The sequence below is a fragment of the Hyphomicrobium sp. genome (genome assembly GCF_036833075.1).
GTDB lineage: Bacteria > Pseudomonadota > Alphaproteobacteria > Rhizobiales > Hyphomicrobiaceae > Hyphomicrobium_C.
Window position 1 is genome coordinate 93120 of sequence record NZ_DAITQL010000001.1, and the last position, 14002, is coordinate 107121.

18 protein-coding genes and 1 tRNA gene are annotated in these 14002 nt (G+C 66.9%); 4 read left to right on the forward strand and 15 right to left on the reverse strand.

The annotated features are described in order from the left end of the window. Window positions 1-72: 72 nt before the first annotated feature. The 6 genes from V7082_RS00415 to aroA all read right to left on the reverse strand — a co-directional run bounded on the left by V7082_RS00415 (window position 73) and on the right by aroA (window position 5965). Window positions 73-435 carry a hypothetical protein gene (locus V7082_RS00415; protein WP_334145390.1) on the reverse strand — a complete coding sequence of 121 codons (363 nt, stop codon included), beginning with the start codon at window positions 433-435 and terminating at the stop codon, window positions 73-75. Window positions 436-484: 49 nt separating this feature from the next. Then, window positions 485-769, reverse strand: coding sequence for an integration host factor subunit beta (gene ihfB, locus V7082_RS00420; RefSeq protein WP_334145391.1), 285 nt, complete (start codon window positions 767-769; stop codon window positions 485-487). Window positions 770-798: 29 nt separating this feature from the next. Continuing rightward, complete coding sequence (sppA, locus tag V7082_RS00425; protein WP_334145393.1) at window positions 799-1770, reverse strand: signal peptide peptidase SppA; 972 nt, start codon at window positions 1768-1770, stop codon at window positions 799-801. Between the two features lie 284 nt (window positions 1771-2054). Then, complete coding sequence (gene rpsA, locus V7082_RS00430; RefSeq protein WP_334145394.1) at window positions 2055-3776, reverse strand: 30S ribosomal protein S1; 1722 nt, start codon at window positions 3774-3776, stop codon at window positions 2055-2057. Window positions 3777-3992: 216 nt separating this feature from the next. Then, entirely contained in the window at window positions 3993-4628 is a 636-nt protein-coding gene (gene cmk, locus V7082_RS00435) for a (d)CMP kinase (protein WP_334145395.1), read from the reverse strand. Continuing rightward, window positions 4625-5965: a 3-phosphoshikimate 1-carboxyvinyltransferase gene (aroA, locus tag V7082_RS00440; protein WP_334145561.1), complete on the reverse strand. Its 1341-nt coding sequence runs from the start codon at window positions 5963-5965 to the stop codon at window positions 4625-4627. Before aroA ends, cmk begins: the two co-directional genes overlap by 4 nt. 204 nt (window positions 5966-6169) lie before the next feature. On the opposite strand from aroA, the gene V7082_RS00445 reads away from it, so the two are divergent. Then, the gene (locus tag V7082_RS00445; protein ID WP_334145396.1) at window positions 6170-6556 is read left to right on the forward strand and encodes a TIGR02300 family protein; all 387 of its coding nucleotides are present in this window, start codon (window positions 6170-6172) and stop codon (window positions 6554-6556) included. A gap of 143 nt (window positions 6557-6699) precedes the next feature. Then, a tRNA-Ala gene (locus V7082_RS00450) sits at window positions 6700-6775 on the forward strand. Window positions 6776-6899: 124 nt separating this feature from the next. Here the strand turns inward: V7082_RS00450 and V7082_RS00455 are convergent. Beyond that, window positions 6900-7205, reverse strand: coding sequence for a hypothetical protein (locus V7082_RS00455; protein WP_334145397.1), 306 nt, complete (start codon window positions 7203-7205; stop codon window positions 6900-6902). A 363-nt stretch (window positions 7206-7568) separates the two neighbouring features. Here V7082_RS00455 and V7082_RS00460 point away from each other — a divergent pair, with 363 nt between their 5' ends. Further along, on the forward strand, window positions 7569-7988 hold the full coding sequence (locus V7082_RS00460; protein WP_334145398.1) for a hypothetical protein: 420 nt from the start codon (window positions 7569-7571) through the stop codon (window positions 7986-7988). Window positions 7989-8045: 57 nt separating this feature from the next. Here V7082_RS00460 and V7082_RS00465 read toward each other — a convergent pair whose 3' ends face one another. Genes V7082_RS00465 through V7082_RS00480 form a run of 4 tightly spaced genes read right to left on the reverse strand, consistent with a single transcriptional unit; the run spans window position 8046 to window position 10675 of the window. After that, entirely contained in the window at window positions 8046-8798 is a 753-nt protein-coding gene (locus V7082_RS00465; protein WP_334145400.1) for an L-fuculose-phosphate aldolase, read from the reverse strand. Then, window positions 8795-9898 (reverse strand): S-methyl-5-thioribose-1-phosphate isomerase, encoded by a 1104-nt coding sequence (gene mtnA, locus V7082_RS00470; RefSeq protein WP_334145401.1) that lies wholly within the window; start codon window positions 9896-9898, stop codon window positions 8795-8797. The genes V7082_RS00465 and mtnA overlap by 4 nt, the downstream gene beginning before the upstream one ends. A 16-nt stretch (window positions 9899-9914) precedes the next feature. Next, window positions 9915-10145, reverse strand: a complete 231-nt coding sequence (locus V7082_RS00475) for a hypothetical protein (protein WP_334145403.1) — start codon at window positions 10143-10145, stop codon at window positions 9915-9917. Beyond that, entirely contained in the window at window positions 10145-10675 is a 531-nt protein-coding gene (locus tag V7082_RS00480) for an adenine phosphoribosyltransferase (protein ID WP_334145404.1), read from the reverse strand. Before V7082_RS00480 ends, V7082_RS00475 begins: the two co-directional genes overlap by 1 nt. Window positions 10676-10801: 126 nt before the next feature. Here V7082_RS00480 and V7082_RS00485 point away from each other — a divergent pair, with 126 nt between their 5' ends. Continuing rightward, window positions 10802-11200 (forward strand): hypothetical protein, encoded by a 399-nt coding sequence (locus tag V7082_RS00485; RefSeq protein WP_334145407.1) that lies wholly within the window; start codon window positions 10802-10804, stop codon window positions 11198-11200. 100 nt (window positions 11201-11300) lie between these two features. On the opposite strand, the gene V7082_RS00490 is transcribed toward V7082_RS00485, so the two are convergent. From V7082_RS00490 to V7082_RS00505, 4 genes are all read right to left on the reverse strand, one after another. After that, on the reverse strand, window positions 11301-11498 hold the full coding sequence (locus V7082_RS00490) for a CsbD family protein (RefSeq protein ID WP_334145409.1): 198 nt from the start codon (window positions 11496-11498) through the stop codon (window positions 11301-11303). Between the two features lie 165 nt (window positions 11499-11663). After that, window positions 11664-11837 carry a DUF1328 domain-containing protein gene (locus V7082_RS00495; protein WP_334145410.1) on the reverse strand — a complete coding sequence of 58 codons (174 nt, stop codon included), beginning with the start codon at window positions 11835-11837 and terminating at the stop codon, window positions 11664-11666. A gap of 194 nt (window positions 11838-12031) precedes the next feature. Then, a complete protein-coding gene (locus V7082_RS00500) occupies window positions 12032-12850 on the reverse strand; it encodes a quinoprotein dehydrogenase-associated SoxYZ-like carrier (protein ID WP_334145412.1) in 819 nt (272 codons plus the stop codon). A gap of 142 nt (window positions 12851-12992) precedes the next feature. Further along, window positions 12993-13715 carry a thermonuclease family protein gene (locus V7082_RS00505; RefSeq protein ID WP_334145413.1) on the reverse strand — a complete coding sequence of 241 codons (723 nt, stop codon included), beginning with the start codon at window positions 13713-13715 and terminating at the stop codon, window positions 12993-12995. Window positions 13716-14002: the final 287 nt, after the last annotated feature.

Consider the following 14002-nt stretch of genomic DNA (forward strand, 5'->3'; position numbering starts at 1 on the left):
CACCGGCGAAGGCCGGTGTCCAGACACGTCTCTCGGGTCCGGAATCAATCTGCGCGTGACGCGCACCGCAGACTATGCCGCGTTGCGCTTGTCGGGCGCGGCGAGCGCCTTGTTGCGGGTGGCGACTTCGGCATCGCGTTCGCGCATGAGCCGGTCGGCCTCCGCCTGCCATCGCTTCGCCTCGCCTGAGCGGGTCCGCGCCGTGCGACGCCATCGGCTCTGGGAGAGCCACGTGGCCGTGCCGCCGAGCAGCACGCCGATGACGAGCGCGCCGAAAAGGTAGCCGTAGAACGGCAGCACGATAGAGAGGACCGGCGTCTCGGGCCGGAAGGGATCGAGCACGAGGCGAACGGAATGACGGTTCGCGACAGCGAGCGTAACGAGCAGTGCTGCCGCCGGAAATGCAACGCAGAGCCAGAGAATTCGCTTGAGCACGCTCGCTCCTTTGGGCCGCCGGTTACGGACGCTTGCGCGCTCCGCTGGGTCAGGATGTCGTGTTGAGCCGGTCGCGAAGCTCCTTGCCCGTCTTGAAGAACGGGACGAACTTCTCGGCAACCGGCACCGGGGTTCCGGTGCGCGGGTTGCGGCCCTGCCGTGCCGCGCGGTGCTTCACGGTGAACGCGCCGAAACCCCTGAGCTCGACGCGGTCGCCTTGCGCCAGCGCATCGACGATTTCGTCGAACACGACGTTGACGATCCGCTCGACATCACGATGATAAAGGTGCGGGTTCGAAGCTGCAATTTTTTGAATGAGTTCCGATTTAATCAAAGCACAGGCCTCCCGACGGTATTATTTCTTTAGTTTTCCGAAGGTTGCCAAACCGAGACGAGGCCGTCAAGGCCGACGCGCCGCATGTTCGCGGGAAGCTCCACGAGATTAACCAATCCGCCGAGGGCATAGGCCAGCGCCGTGCCGGCCGCGTGGGAGGCTCCGCTGGAGAACGCACCCCAGGGGCCGTCCGCCGTCGGCTTCCAATCGACCACCTTGAGATCCTTGCTCACGTTGCGCGTGGTTTCGAGCCAACGCACCGCCTCCGCCTCGCCGCCGATCTCGTCGATGAGCTTGTTGGCGAGCGCCTGGCGCCCGGAATAGATGCGCCCCCGCACGAGCCCGTCCACGTCCGCCGGATTGATGCCGCGACGATCCTGGACGAGCGACAGGAACCAGCGGAAGCCGTCGTCGATGGTCTCCTGCATGACGGTGCGTGCTTCCTCCGAGGCCGGCTCGAACGGATTGGGCGCGGCCTTGAGGTCGCCGCTCTTCACCTCGTTGAACTTGACGCCGAGCTTGCCCAGCATCTCGGAGATCTCAGGCCACTGCGCGAGCACGCCGATGGAGCCCGTGATCGAGTTGCCGCGCGCCACGATATGATCGGTGCCGAGCCCGACGATGTAGCCGGCCGAGGCCGCCACCGTGCCGAACTGCGCCACCACCGGCTTCTTCTCGGCGACATCACGAAGGGCGACGTAGAGGCTTTCGCCGCCCGTCGTCGTTCCCCCGGCGCTGTTGATGAACACGATCAGCGCCTCGACGTTTGCGGCATCGCGGATCTTTTTCAGCATCGCGATCCGGTCCCGGTCGTCGATGATGGTGCCCTCGATGGCGACGCGCGCGATCTGCTTCGTGCCGGCGAGCGTCGAGAGATCCTGGCTGCCGAACATCAGCCCGCCAACGAGCAGGCCGACGAACAGCACCGCTGCCGTCCGCCAGAACGCGAGGCGTCGGCGCATGCGCCGACGGTCGAGAACGGCTTCGGTTTCGAGCGACATGAGGGATTGCTCCAGAAATAAGCCATTGCTCGCAAAATAGGAAACTGCCGCACCGCGCGCAATGCCCGTCCGTCTTTGGGCGTCACACGTGTCTGGATCCCGACCTTCGTCGGGATGACGTTTCATTTGAGCGGATCGGGTGATCCGAAGCAAACGTCATCCCGGCATCATGGCGGAGCCATGCTCCGCATGGACGGCCGGGATCCAGACACGCCCGTTGAAAAAGAAAGAGCGCGGGACCATCGCCCCGCGCTCCCCGGTTCCATAAGAGAGCGGCGAAAGACCTACTCCTCGTCGCCCTGGTCGGCCTCGCGCTTCTTGATCGCGGCCTTGAAGATGTCGCCGAGCGAGGCGCCCGAGTCGGACGAGCCGTACTGCGCCACGGCCTGCTTCTCCTCGGCGATCTCGAGCGCCTTGATCGAGACCGAGATGCGCCGCGCCGCCTTGTCGACGGAGATCACGGCCGCATCGACCTTCTGGCCGACCGTGAAGCGCTCCGCGCGCTGCTCCGAGCGGTCGCGCGAGAGGTCCGAGCGCTTGATGAACGTGGTGAGGTCGCTGTCGGCGATCTTCACCTCGATGCCGTTCTCCTGCACGGCCACGACCTCGCAGGTCACCTGGTCGCCCTTCTTGTACTTGCCGAGCGCGTCGGCCGGATCGCCGCCGAGCTGCTTGATGCCGAGCGAGATGCGCTCCTTCGAGCTGTCGACGTCGAGGACCACGGCTTTGACGGTGTCGCCCTTCTTGTAGTCCTTGATCACCTCGTCGCCGGGCTTCTGCCAATCGAGGTCCGAGAGATGGACCATGCCGTCCACGCCGCCGTCGAGGCCGATGAAGAGACCGAACTCGGTGATGTTGCGGATCGGGCCTTCGACTTCGGTGCCCTTCGGGTGCTGGGCGAGGAACGCATCCCAGGGGTTGTCCTGGGTCTGCTTCAGGCCGAGCGAGATGCGCCGCTTGGTGGGATCGACCTCGAGGATCTGCACCTCGACCTGCTGGCTGGTCGAGACGATCTTGCCAGGGTGCACGTTCTTCTTGGTCCAGCTCATCTCCGAGACGTGGATCAGGCCCTCGACGCCGGGCTCGAGCTCCACGAACGCGCCGTAGTCGGCGATGTTCGTGACCGTGCCGGTGAAGCGTGCGCCGATCGGGTACTTGGCCTCGATGGCCGACCACGGATCGGACTGGAGCTGCTTCATGCCGAGGCTGATGCGCTGCGTCTCGGGGTTGATGCGGATGATCTGCACCTTAACCGTGTCGCCGACGTTGAGGATCTCGGAGGGATGGTTGACGCGCCGCCAGGCCATGTCGGTGACGTGGAGCAGGCCGTCGATGCCGCCGAGATCGATGAATGCGCCGTAGTCGGTGATGTTCTTGACCAGGCCGTCGATGATCTGGCCCTCGGCGAGGCGGGCGACGATGTCGGCGCGCTGCTCGGCGCGCGTCTCCTCGAGCACAGAGCGGCGCGAGACGACGATATTGCCGCGGCGCCGGTCCATCTTGAGGATCTGGAACTGCATCGGCTGGTGCATGAGCGGGCCGATGTCGCGCACCGGGCGGATGTCAACCTGCGAGCCCGGCAGGAACGCCACCGCGCCGTCGAGGTCGACGGTGAAGCCGCCCTTGACCTTGTTGAAGATGACGCCGGTCACCTTCTCGCCCTTCTCGGAGAGCTTCTCGAGGCGGGTCCAGCTCTCCTCGCGGCGCGCCTTGTCGCGCGAGAGGACGGCCTCGCCGAGCGCGTTCTCGATGCGCTCCAGATAGACCTCGACGGTGTCGCCGACCTTGATGTTTCCGGGCTGGCCGCCGATGCCGAACTCCTTGAGCGCCACGCGGCCTTCCATCTTGAGGCCGACGTCGATGACGGCGAGGTCCTTCTCGATGCCGACAACCTTGCCCTTCACGACGTTGCCTTCGAAGACGTCGTCCTTGGCAAGGCTCTCCGAGAGCATCGCGGCGAACTCGTCGCGCGACGGGGTGTACTCTTTGCTGATTTCAGCGGTCATTCGAACTCCTGGCAGTGCGTTGGAATGGAGGGATGCCCGCGCCGCCGCTCAAGGAGGGCCGCACGGACGCGAATGGTTGGAAATACGCCGTGAGCCCGGCCGGCATGTGCACATGGCACCCGCTCGGACGGTCCTCGATCGGCACGTTCGTGTGGATCTTGTCTCGGCGCTGCCGTGATGGGCTCCTGCCCCGCCACCTGAAATTGAGACGCTGTTTCAGCGCCCCTGGTGGCCGATCTTCCTCTTGATCAATCCGACGGCCGCGTCGAATGCGGCTTCTATACTCAAGTTGGTGGTGTCGAGCAACACGGCATCGGCGGCGATCGTCATGGGGGCATTGGCGCGCCCCGTATCGCGCCGGTCCCGGATCAGGATGTCCTGCAACACGGCCTCGTAGGCGATGCCTGCCCCCCGGGCTTCGAACTCCGCGAAACGGCGCCTGGCGCGCACCTCCGGAGTGGCGGTGACGAAAATCTTAACGTCCGCGTCGGGGCAGACCACGGTCCCGACGTCCCGCCCGTCGAGCACCGCGCCCGGCGGCTGGCGGGCGAAATCGCGCTGATAGGCGAGGAGCGCCGCCCGCACCTCCGGGATCCGCGCCACGATCGAGGCCGCATCCCCCGCCGCCGTGCCGCGCAGGTCCGGGTCCTCGAGCTCCCGCGGATCGAGCCCGCGGGCGGTCGCGACGGCCGCCCAGAGGTCGTCGAGGCGGAACCCGCGGTGCGCCTGGTCCCGCGCCACCGCCCGGTAAATGAGGCCCGTGTCGAGACAGTGGAACCCCAGGTGCTGGGCGAGACGTCTGGCGAGCGTCCCCTTGCCCGACGCCGCCGGCCCGTCGATGGCGACGATCATGCCGCTGCCTCGCCGAACCGTGCCCCGATCCGCTCCATGAGCGGCCGGAATTCCGGGAAGCTTGTAGCGATCATGGCCGTATCGTCGACGGTGACGGGCCGCTCGCTCGCCAGCCCCATGACGAGGAAGCTCATCGCCATGCGGTGGTCGAGATGCGTCGCGACCAGCCCGCCGCCCGCCACGCCGCCCCGGCCGTGGACGATCAGCGTGTCGCCCTCGACCTCTGCCCTGACGCCGTTCGCCGCGAGCCCCGCCGCCGTTGCTGCGAGCCGGTCGCTCTCCTTGACCTTGAGCTCGGCGAGGCCGTCCATGCGCGTCGCGCCATGCGCGAAAGCGGCGACGACCGCCAGCATGGGATACTCGTCGATCATCGAAGGCGCCCGCGCGGCCGGCACCGAAACGCCGGAGAGCTTGGAGAACCGCGCCCGGATATCGGCCACCGGCTCGCCACCCTCCTCGCGCGCGTTGAGGAATGTGACGTCTCCTCCCATCTCCTGGAGCGTCGTATAGAGCCCGGTGCGGGTCGGATTGACGAGCACGCCCTCGATGGTGAGGTCCGAGCCGGGAACGATCAGCGCCGCGGCGATGAGGAAGGCGGCCGACGAGGGATCGCCGGGCACGGTCACCTCACGGCCTTCGAGCTCGGCTTCGCCGCGGATCGTAATCCGCGTCACGCCGTTGTCGGCGACCGTCGACACCTCGGCGCCGAAATGACGCAGCATGCGTTCCGTATGGTCGCGCGTCGCTGCGCGCTCGATGACGGTCGTCTCCCCGGCCGTGCCGGCGCCGGCGAGCAGGATCGCGCTCTTGAGCTGGGCCGAAGGGACGGGGAGCTCGTAGACGATGGGGGTCAGTCGCGCGCTGCCGCGGATCGTGAGCGGCAGCCGGTCGGCATCGTCCTCGACCTCGAGCCCCATGCGCTTGAGAGGGTCGAGCACGCGACCCATGGGCCGCTGCGAGAGCGAGGCGTCGCCGGTCATGGCGACGGTGATGTCGTGCGGCGCGATGACGCCCATCATGAGCCGTGTGCCGGTGCCGGAGTTGCCGAAGTCGAGGGGGCCTTCGGGCTGTGCGAGACCGCCCGTTCCCCGCCCCAGAATCTCCCAGGTGTCTCCGGCTTTGCGGGCGGGTACGCCGAGGGTAGTCAGCGCGCGGGCCGTGTTGATCACGTCCTCTGCTTCGAGCAGGCCGCGGATCCGCGTGCGCCCGCTTGCGAGCGCGCCGAGCATCAGCGCGCGGTGCGAGATCGATTTGTCGCCGGGGACGCGGACATGCCCGCGGAGCGGTCCTGTGGATTGGGAGGCGAGCGGAGCGGGAGGGGGATGGGTCACGGGGATTGGATATGCCTGGCGACGGGCGGCGGCCAGCGGCGCCCGCCCTTGTGAATTCAAGGAAAAGTGAAATGCATAGAGCCGCCGGACGCCGGGGCTGTCAACGCCCGGGAAGCGCGGGTTTCTTTCGGACCCTTGCGGATTTCGTTTTGACAGCCGACATGCCCTGTGGCAGACCCCGCTATCCCAATTTGACTGTGAGCAAAAGCCATGGCGACCAAGCAAGCGCGCGGGACCAAGCGCACCTGCCAGAGCAGCGAATGCGGCGCGCGGTTCTACGACCTCAATCGCATTCCCGTGACGTGCCCGATCTGCGGCTCGATCTACGAGCTGGCCTCGTCTCCGCTTGCCGTTGCGGCAGCGACCAGCGACGACAAGGCGGCACGCCGCGGCCGCAAGTCCGACTATGCGGAGAAAACGCCCGTCGATGCGACGGCCGATGCCGAGACAGATGACGCGCTGCCCGAGATCGAGGAAGAGGACGACGCGATCGCGGCCGACGAGGACGAGACCTTCCTCGAGGAAGAGGAAGAGGAAGGCGGCGACGTCTCGAACATCATCGGCGGTCCCGTCGCCGAAGGCGACGAGGAGCGGTAAGGCGGCGGAGAGCGCCGGAATTGCGCAACGGGCGCCGGATGGAACGCCGGCCGCGAACTTCGCACTTGAAGTTTCGATGCGATCGGCCTAATGAGCCGGTCTTCCCGCAGGGGCCTGACGGACCCGCGGAGATCCCAAGGTCAGGGGCCATAGCTCAGCTGGGAGAGCGCTTGCATGGCATGCAAGAGGTCAGCGGTTCGATCCCGCTTGGCTCCACCATTTCTCGTAAAATCGAATACTTCTGTCTTTTCAGGTGGCCGATCGAGCTTGCGCTGAGCTGCGACGCCGATCCTGTGCAGGCCGGCTCCGGCGCGACGGTCTTCCCCCGCGCCTCTACCGTCGCTCAGCTATCCTGGCGAAGGGCGGCTTTGGAATGCAGCGGGCCGGCCTCTTGCGGCGCCGGCGCAGCGTGCGAGGCGCGCCTCGCGTCGCGGCGGCTCCAGAACAGGCGGTCCGTGACCTCGAGCAGATCGACCGCGAGCGTCAGCAGCGGCGCGACGATCAGGTAGAGGACTTTGGTGTCCGTGCGGCACGCGCTCCATTCGCGCCGTGCGATCCAGAGCGCGCGCGCGACGTAGAAGACCACCAGCGCGAGGATGAAGGTCGTACCGGAAAGAAGGAGCGGAAAGCCGGTCGTTTCTTCTGCCACGATGCGTCCCGGATCGGAGTTTTACGGTCGAGCGAGATATAGCATCGGATAGCAGATGGCGGCTCAATAAAAAAGCCCTCAGGGGCCGTCCTGAGCCCCGCCGCGATAGAGCGTTTTCAAGCGAAGTGGGTAGCACTTCGCGTTAAGAAAACGCGTCAAACCAAAAACAGAGAGCCTCGCCTCTGAGGCTATCAGAGGCGAACGGGCTCTAGCGAAATCCCCGGCCCGGCGTATCGCCTTAGCAACCGCTCGGCGAAAAGCGCCTTGCGGCGCCGGCCGCGTGGCGGGCGCCGTTTACTTTCAGCGCCAATTCCTCCGTCCCCTGCCGCGGTCTGGCATCGAAGCTGCTCCGGACCGGCCATGATGATGAGATCGAACCTTTGGGCCATGGTCGGATGTCTCGGATTGGGACTCCTCGCCGCGTCCTGTCCCCCGGCCGTGGCCGCGCCGCGCCATGAAGACGACGCGGACGCGCCGGCCTCGACCGGAACCGAGCTGATCGCGTTCGAGGCGCCCGGATGCCGGTACTGTCCGGTCTTTCGCCGCGACGTGGCTCCGGGCTACCCGGCCACGCGGGCGGGCCGGATGGCGCCGCTTCGCTTCGTGGATATCAACGCGTCCGCCGCGGCGGCGCTGAAGCTTGCGCGGCCCATCACCATGGTGCCGACGGTCGTCCTCGTGCGGGACGGCGTGGAGATCGGCCGCATCGACGGCTACGTCGGCCGCGACAACATGCTCCACATCCTGAACACGCTCCTGCCGCGCGACGGTCTGGTCGACTGACGGGCGCGCCGCCGGCCGACGCAGCCGTCGATCCGGCCGGTCGCGCTGCAGGCCTTCTCAGCTCCTGGCGTTCCGTCCGTAGTCCTTGAATTTCCCGAGGACGACCTGCATTTCCTCTTCCGACAGCACGGCCGGGGGTCCGATTGCGAGCACCTTGGAGTACTGCTCCGCGAGCACTTCGACCTCGTGGGCGAGTTCCAGCGCCTCCGGAAGCGTCGCCCCGATCGCGATTGCGCCGTGATGCGCCATGAGGCACGCCTGCCGGTCGGCGAGCCCGTGCGCGACGGTCTGCGCAAGCCGCTCGCTGCCGAAGGTGGCGTAGGGAAGCACGGGGATGTCGCTCGCGCCCGAGACCGCGACCATGTAGTGGAACGCCGGGATCGACCGCCTTGCGCAGGCCAGCACGACCGCATGCAGCGAATGCGTGTGCACAACCGCGTTCATGTCGGGCCGCGCCTTGTACGCCGCGAGATGGAACGGCCATTCGCTCGAGGGGAGGCGCTGCCCGTCCGGCACCGATCCGTCCCCGGCCACGAAAACGATGTCCTTGGGCCCCATGTCCTCATAGGCGAGGGCCGTCGGCGTGATGAGCATGCCGTCGGCGAACCGCGCTGACACGTTTCCCGAGCGTCCGGGCGAAAGCCCGCTGCGGCTCATGGCGAGCGCCGTGGCGACGATCAGCTTGCGCAGCACGCGCTCCTCGCGGCTGCGGGCCTTGTCGGCTTTCGCCGCCTTCTTCTTGTCCTTGCCCTTGAGGGTGTCCTTGCCGAAGCTGCGTTTGCCGGCCTTGGTCTTTCCGCTGGTGCTCATGCCGTACTCTCACGTCGTTCAGGATAGAGAGCGAGGAGGCCGTTGCGGTCCGCAGGCGCCAGTCCCCGCTCCGTGATGAAACCGGTGACAAGCCGTTGCGGCGTCACGTCGAAGGCCGGGTTTGCGGCGGGCGACCCGGGGGCCGCGATGGCGACGCGCGTCACCGATCCGTCCGCAAGCTGGCCTTGAAGCGTCAGAACCTCGTCGGCGCTACGCTCCTCGATGGGTATGTCGCGTCCCGACGCGAGCGTCCAGTCAATCGTTGAATATGGTAACGCAACATAAAACGGCACTCCGGTGTCGTGCGCGGCGAGCGCTTTGAGATACGTTCCGATCTTGTTGGCGACATCGCCGTTGGCGGCAACCCGGTCGGTGCCGACGATGCAGAGGTCCACCTTGCCGTTCTGCATCAGGTGGCCGCCGGCGTTGTCGACGATGAGCGTATGCGCCACGCCATGCCGTGCGAGTTCGTAAGCCGTGAGGGCCGCGCCTTGGTTGCGCGGCCGTGTCTCGTCCACCCACACATGCACGGGGATGCCCGCGTCGTGCGCCTGATAGATCGGCGAGGTCGCCGTTCCCCAGTCCACGCAGGCGAGCCAGCCGGCATTGCAGTGCGTGAGGATATTGACCGGCGCGCCGGCCGGCTTCTTCGCGGCGATGGCGCGGATGAGTGCGACGCCATGGGCGCCGATGCGGCGGCAGGTTTCGACGTCGTCGTCGGCGATGGCAGCAGCCTTGGCGAAAGCGGCGGCCGCACGCGTGTCCGGTGCGAGCGGCGCCACGGCACGATGCATCTCTCCGAGCGCCCATCTGAGGTTGACCGCCGTCGGACGCTGGCGTGCGAGAAGTGCGATGGCGGCGGCGAGGCCCGCATCGGACGCATCGCGGCGAAGCGCCAGCGCCAGGCCGTAAGCGGCGGTCGCGCCGATCAGCGGCGCCCCGCGCACCTGCATGGTGAGGATGGCGCGCGCGGCGTCTTCGACGGTGCCGAGGACCACCGTCTCGAAGCGATGTGGCAGCTTCGTCTGGTCGATGATCACGGCTGATGCGCCGTCGTCGCCGGGCCAGATGGTGCGGTACGCCTTGCCGTCGATCTTCATGGCCTGCCTTGAGGTGTCAGTCGAAGCCGCCCGCAGCCGGAGGACCCAACGGGATATGGACGGTCTCGTTGAGCCCGCACGCCGGACAGGCGAGATGATACCACTCCGCATGGGGACGGGCGGACCGGTCGGCAAGCGCAAGCCCCGTCGCGCCGCAGCGCGGGCAGTCCAACACCGCCTCGGGCTCGTCCCTCCGGCGGGCGATGGCCGCTAGCGCACGCAGAAGCTCGTCCCGCGAAAGGCCCATCAATGCCCCGCGAATGCGACCAGCGCGTGACAGGAGATGCCGAGGCTTTTGAGTAGCTTGAGGCCGCCGAGGTCCGGCAGGTCGATGATGAACGTCGCCCCGACGATATCGCCCCCGCTGCGCCGCAGGAGCTTGACGGCGGCCTCGGCCGTGCCCCCCGTCGCGATCAGGTCGTCGACGATGAGGATCCGCTGGCCGGGTTTCAGCGCGTCCTCGTGGATCTCGATCACGTCGATGCCGTATTCGAGCGTGTACTCCTGCCCGATCGTCTTCCACGGAAGCTTGCCCTTTTTCCGTATCGGGATGAACCCGCAGCCGAGGCGGTCGGCGATAGCGCCGCCGAGGATGAAGCCGCGCGCCTCGATTCCCGCCACCGCATCGACAGGCTCGGCGCGGAAGGGATCCGCCATCTGCGTGACCGCCGACTTGAGACCCTGCGCGTCGCCGAGCAGCGTCGTCACGTCCCGGAAGAGAATGCCAGGCTTCGGATAGTCAGGAATCGTACGTATCAGCCTCTCGAGCGCGCTCACGGACACCTCCCCGTCAAAATCGGAGCGCAAGTTAGCAAGTGACGGTGCTGGGCGATAGCAGCGCCGCGCCGGGGAAGATGCGTTCTGTGGGGGATCGAACCCTCGCGGTTTTTGTCAGGTGTCATGATGACGGATGTGAATTTCCCGCTGACCGCGGACAGCGATTTCGACGATCTTCCCCGCACGTTGCGACGCGAGAAGGAGAGGCGCGCACGCGAAGCCCGCGACGCCAGGGAGCGCCACGAGCGGGAGAGGCAGACGATGGACGCGAGCCGTGGTGATCCGCCCACCTACCTCGCGCATGCGATGCCGGCCGGCGTCGGCGACGATCCGGTCGCGGCGGCCGTCCGCCGCTTCGACGTGCCGTTCCTGCACCTGGCGATGTTCTTCCTGAAGGCGGCGCTCGCCGCGATCCCGGCGCTGCTGCTTCTGGGCGTAGGTCTCTATTTTGCGGGGCACGCGCTCGAAGCCTACGTCCCCGATCTCGTCCACATGAAGATCCTGGTCACGTTCCCCGGCGGCTGAGCAGCGAGCCACGACGCGTCCCAGACAAAAAGACGCCGGCGGAGAGGGGCCGCCGGCGCAAGTGCAGAGGAGGTCCGGCGTGGCGCCGGATCATCGAGGCTCAGAGCGAGTTCGACCAGTCGTCGAGCTCCTTCTTCACCTGATCCTTGCCGTATCCGTAGCGCTCCTGGATCTTGCCCTCGAGTTGCTCGCGCTTGCCGTTGATGGTCGCGAGGTCGTCGTCGGTGAGCTTGCCCCACTTTTCGCGGATCTTGCCCGAGAACTGCTTCCAGTTGCCTTCGATACGATCCCAGTTCATTGCGTGTTCCTTTTGCATGTTGACGTGTTGCGGTGGGCGAGGGAGAGCGCTTCGGCCACGGGCGGCCCTCAGCCGGCAAACGCCGGCATGGGACTGTCCGGAAGCTGAAGCGTGACGAAAGAGAGAGCCGAGGTGGTGCGTGAAGCGAAATAGTCGCGTCGCGTGCTAAGCGCGGCGAATGAATCCGAGCACGAGCGAGACGATCAGGAACACGATCGCCACCCAGAACAGGATGCGCGCGCCTTCCATCGCCGTGCCGGCAACGCCGCCGAAGCCGAAAAATGCCGCCACCAGGGCGACGACGAGAAAAACAACGGCCCAGTGCAGCAAATTGCCCATCGAACCAACTCCGAGCTTTTTTGATATTGCGGACATGGCGACCCGCAGAGCGGAACGCTCCCCGGTTCACATCACAGGAGGCCGGATTGCAGAGAGAGCGGGATCGGCACCCTGGACGTGCAAAGAACGCAGAGGGAGGGGTTTGGTTCCGCGGCTGGGCGCGCGCATGATGTGGCGGGCCGGAGAGGCTGGGATCAGCCGGCGGGGCCGATCGGGAAGTCGCGTGTCCACACGGCGCCGCTCGTATCGTGGACCGAGATGCTCATCTCGGACGCGCCGTTGGTCACGAAATCGAACTCGATGGCCGGGTTCTGCGCGAGCGTGATGGAGCCTGTCATCTCGAACACCAGCTCGTCGCCCTGGCGCGCCTCGATCCGGTCGACCATCAGGAGCGGGATGTAGAGCAGGGAGACGGGGTCGAGCACCATTCCGGTGTGGTTCGGGTGGTTGAGCGCGTAGCGGGCCCGCGCGACCTGGTGCGATGCGCTGGGCGTCTGGCCGACGGTTGCGAAATCCATTCTGCCCATGTTGGCGGCGATCTCCGCCGGATCGCCGACCGGCGGCGCCGAGCAGGACGCCTGTCCGCCCGCGAACTTCACGAGCTGGTTGGCCATGTAGAGCGTACCGTCGTTGGCTTCCACGATCACCCGCACGTCGGACTGCTGGTCGAGGCGGATGCGGGTCGCGAGATGCGCCTGGCTGCGGCCTTCGCCCATTCGGAACACGGCGGCCACGGGAGACGGGTTCAAGTCGACCACGAAGGACGCGGCCTTGATCGTGCGGCCGCCGGGAAGCTTGATCTCGGCCTCCATCGGCACGCTGCGCACATCGTCCGGGCGATAGGGCGTCGTCAGCGTCACCACCCCCCGCCCGTCCTGGATCGTGCGCCCGCCGAACGCTTCGGCATGGATGCCGGGCCAGGTGTCGCTGGCGCGCACGCCCGTCGGCGCCGTCGTGGCTACAAGGAGAAGAGCTGCGAGAGCCGCGAAGGCCGGACGACGGAGCATAGGCATTTGCCTTCTTGGGGAAGATCGCCGATTGCAATTTCTTCCCGACGCCAACCGAAGTCAATCGACTGCCTACTGCCTACTGCCTACTGCCTACTGCCTACTGCCTACTTGCTCTACGTCCTGCCTGCTGCCCGTTGCCCCCTCCTCAGTCCCCCATCGCCGGGCGGAAGCCGGCGCCGGCCGCTTCCGCCTCGCTGCAGAACCAGCGCTCGCCTTTTGCCGGCTGGATCCGGACCTTGCGGTACCAGGGGCTCCAGGGCATGTGGTAGATGCGCCCGTTCGCGGTCACGTTGCCCTTGATGGCGCAGCCTTGGGGCGCGTTCGGCTCGGCCGCCGCCCAGTGACGCCGGCGGAAGACCCACGGCGGCTCCGCGTCGCCGTTCCAGATGCCGGCCTTGGCCTTTCGGGCCGCGGCTTCCAGGGCCTCATAGCGCGTCGAGTATTGGACGAACGCCCACGCATGGCCGGACCGGACCATCTCGGCGTTGAGGTCGCGGCCGTCGGCCGTGCACCATCCGAGCACGCGCCCGTAGGTGTCCCGTCCCGCAGCCTCGCAGGCGACGCGGCGCCCTTCGATGAGCCCGCGCAGATACGCGGTCGCGGCCCGTCCGCACGCCCATGGGCGGGACGAGCTCTCCGCGCAGGTCTGATCCGCCTCCGGCGCGTCAATCCCCTCGAGCCGCACGCGTTCCCCCGCGATCTCGAGCGTGTCGCCGTCGATGACGGTCGCGCGGCCGTTCAAGTGCTGAGCCCGGTCGCCGCTCGGTGGCTGCGCCACGCTGTCGAAGGTCGCCGGAAGGAGCAGGAGTGCCGACAGCGCGAGCGCCGCGGGATGCAAGGGGAAAGAGAGGGGATGTGGCGCACTCATAGGTTGTAATATGACCGAGTCGCATGTCCAAATGCAGGCCCGGGCGTGGCAGGATCATGCCATCGGTCCTTTTGAATCGTAACGATTAAAGACGGGCAAACGGAAAGTCACGGGCGCTTCCCGTAAAGGTTGCGCATGGACCTGGACGCGCCGGCCCAGCCGCAGTGCGGAAAGGGCCGGGGATAACCATCGTCCCTGAATCGCGTAAGAGGCCCTGCGCTGACACAATCGCCAGTTAGCAGGGAAGCGGCCGAATAGGGGATTGGGTGCGCGTCGATCGCCCCCGA

Excerpts from the sequence above, each read along its gene's own strand:
- V7082_RS00465 (WP_334145400.1), bottom strand. The coding sequence starts at position 8,798 with ATGAGCACCAGCGGAAAGACCAAGGCCGGCAAACGCAGCTTCGGCAAG.
- cmk (WP_334145395.1), bottom strand. The coding sequence starts at position 4,628 with ATGATCGTCGCCATCGACGGGCCGGCGGCGTCGGGCAAGGGGACGCTC.
- V7082_RS00445 (WP_334145396.1), top strand. The coding sequence starts at position 6,170 with ATGGCGACCAAGCAAGCGCGCGGGACCAAGCGCACCTGCCAGAGCAGC.
- V7082_RS00505 (WP_334145413.1), bottom strand. The coding sequence starts at position 13,715 with ATGAGTGCGCCACATCCCCTCTCTTTCCCCTTGCATCCCGCGGCGCTC.
- V7082_RS00485 (WP_334145407.1), top strand. The coding sequence starts at position 10,802 with ATGACGGATGTGAATTTCCCGCTGACCGCGGACAGCGATTTCGACGAT.
- rpsA (WP_334145394.1), bottom strand. The coding sequence starts at position 3,776 with ATGACCGCTGAAATCAGCAAAGAGTACACCCCGTCGCGCGACGAGTTC.
- V7082_RS00490 (WP_334145409.1), bottom strand. The coding sequence starts at position 11,498 with ATGAACTGGGATCGTATCGAAGGCAACTGGAAGCAGTTCTCGGGCAAG.
- V7082_RS00495 (WP_334145410.1), bottom strand. The coding sequence starts at position 11,837 with ATGGGCAATTTGCTGCACTGGGCCGTTGTTTTTCTCGTCGTCGCCCTG.
- mtnA (WP_334145401.1), bottom strand. The coding sequence starts at position 9,898 with ATGAAGATCGACGGCAAGGCGTACCGCACCATCTGGCCCGGCGACGAC.
- V7082_RS00475 (WP_334145403.1), bottom strand. The coding sequence starts at position 10,145 with ATGGGCCTTTCGCGGGACGAGCTTCTGCGTGCGCTAGCGGCCATCGCC.
- V7082_RS00460 (WP_334145398.1), top strand. The coding sequence starts at position 7,569 with ATGATGAGATCGAACCTTTGGGCCATGGTCGGATGTCTCGGATTGGGA.
- V7082_RS00500 (WP_334145412.1), bottom strand. The coding sequence starts at position 12,850 with ATGCCTATGCTCCGTCGTCCGGCCTTCGCGGCTCTCGCAGCTCTTCTC.
- sppA (WP_334145393.1), bottom strand. The coding sequence starts at position 1,770 with ATGTCGCTCGAAACCGAAGCCGTTCTCGACCGTCGGCGCATGCGCCGA.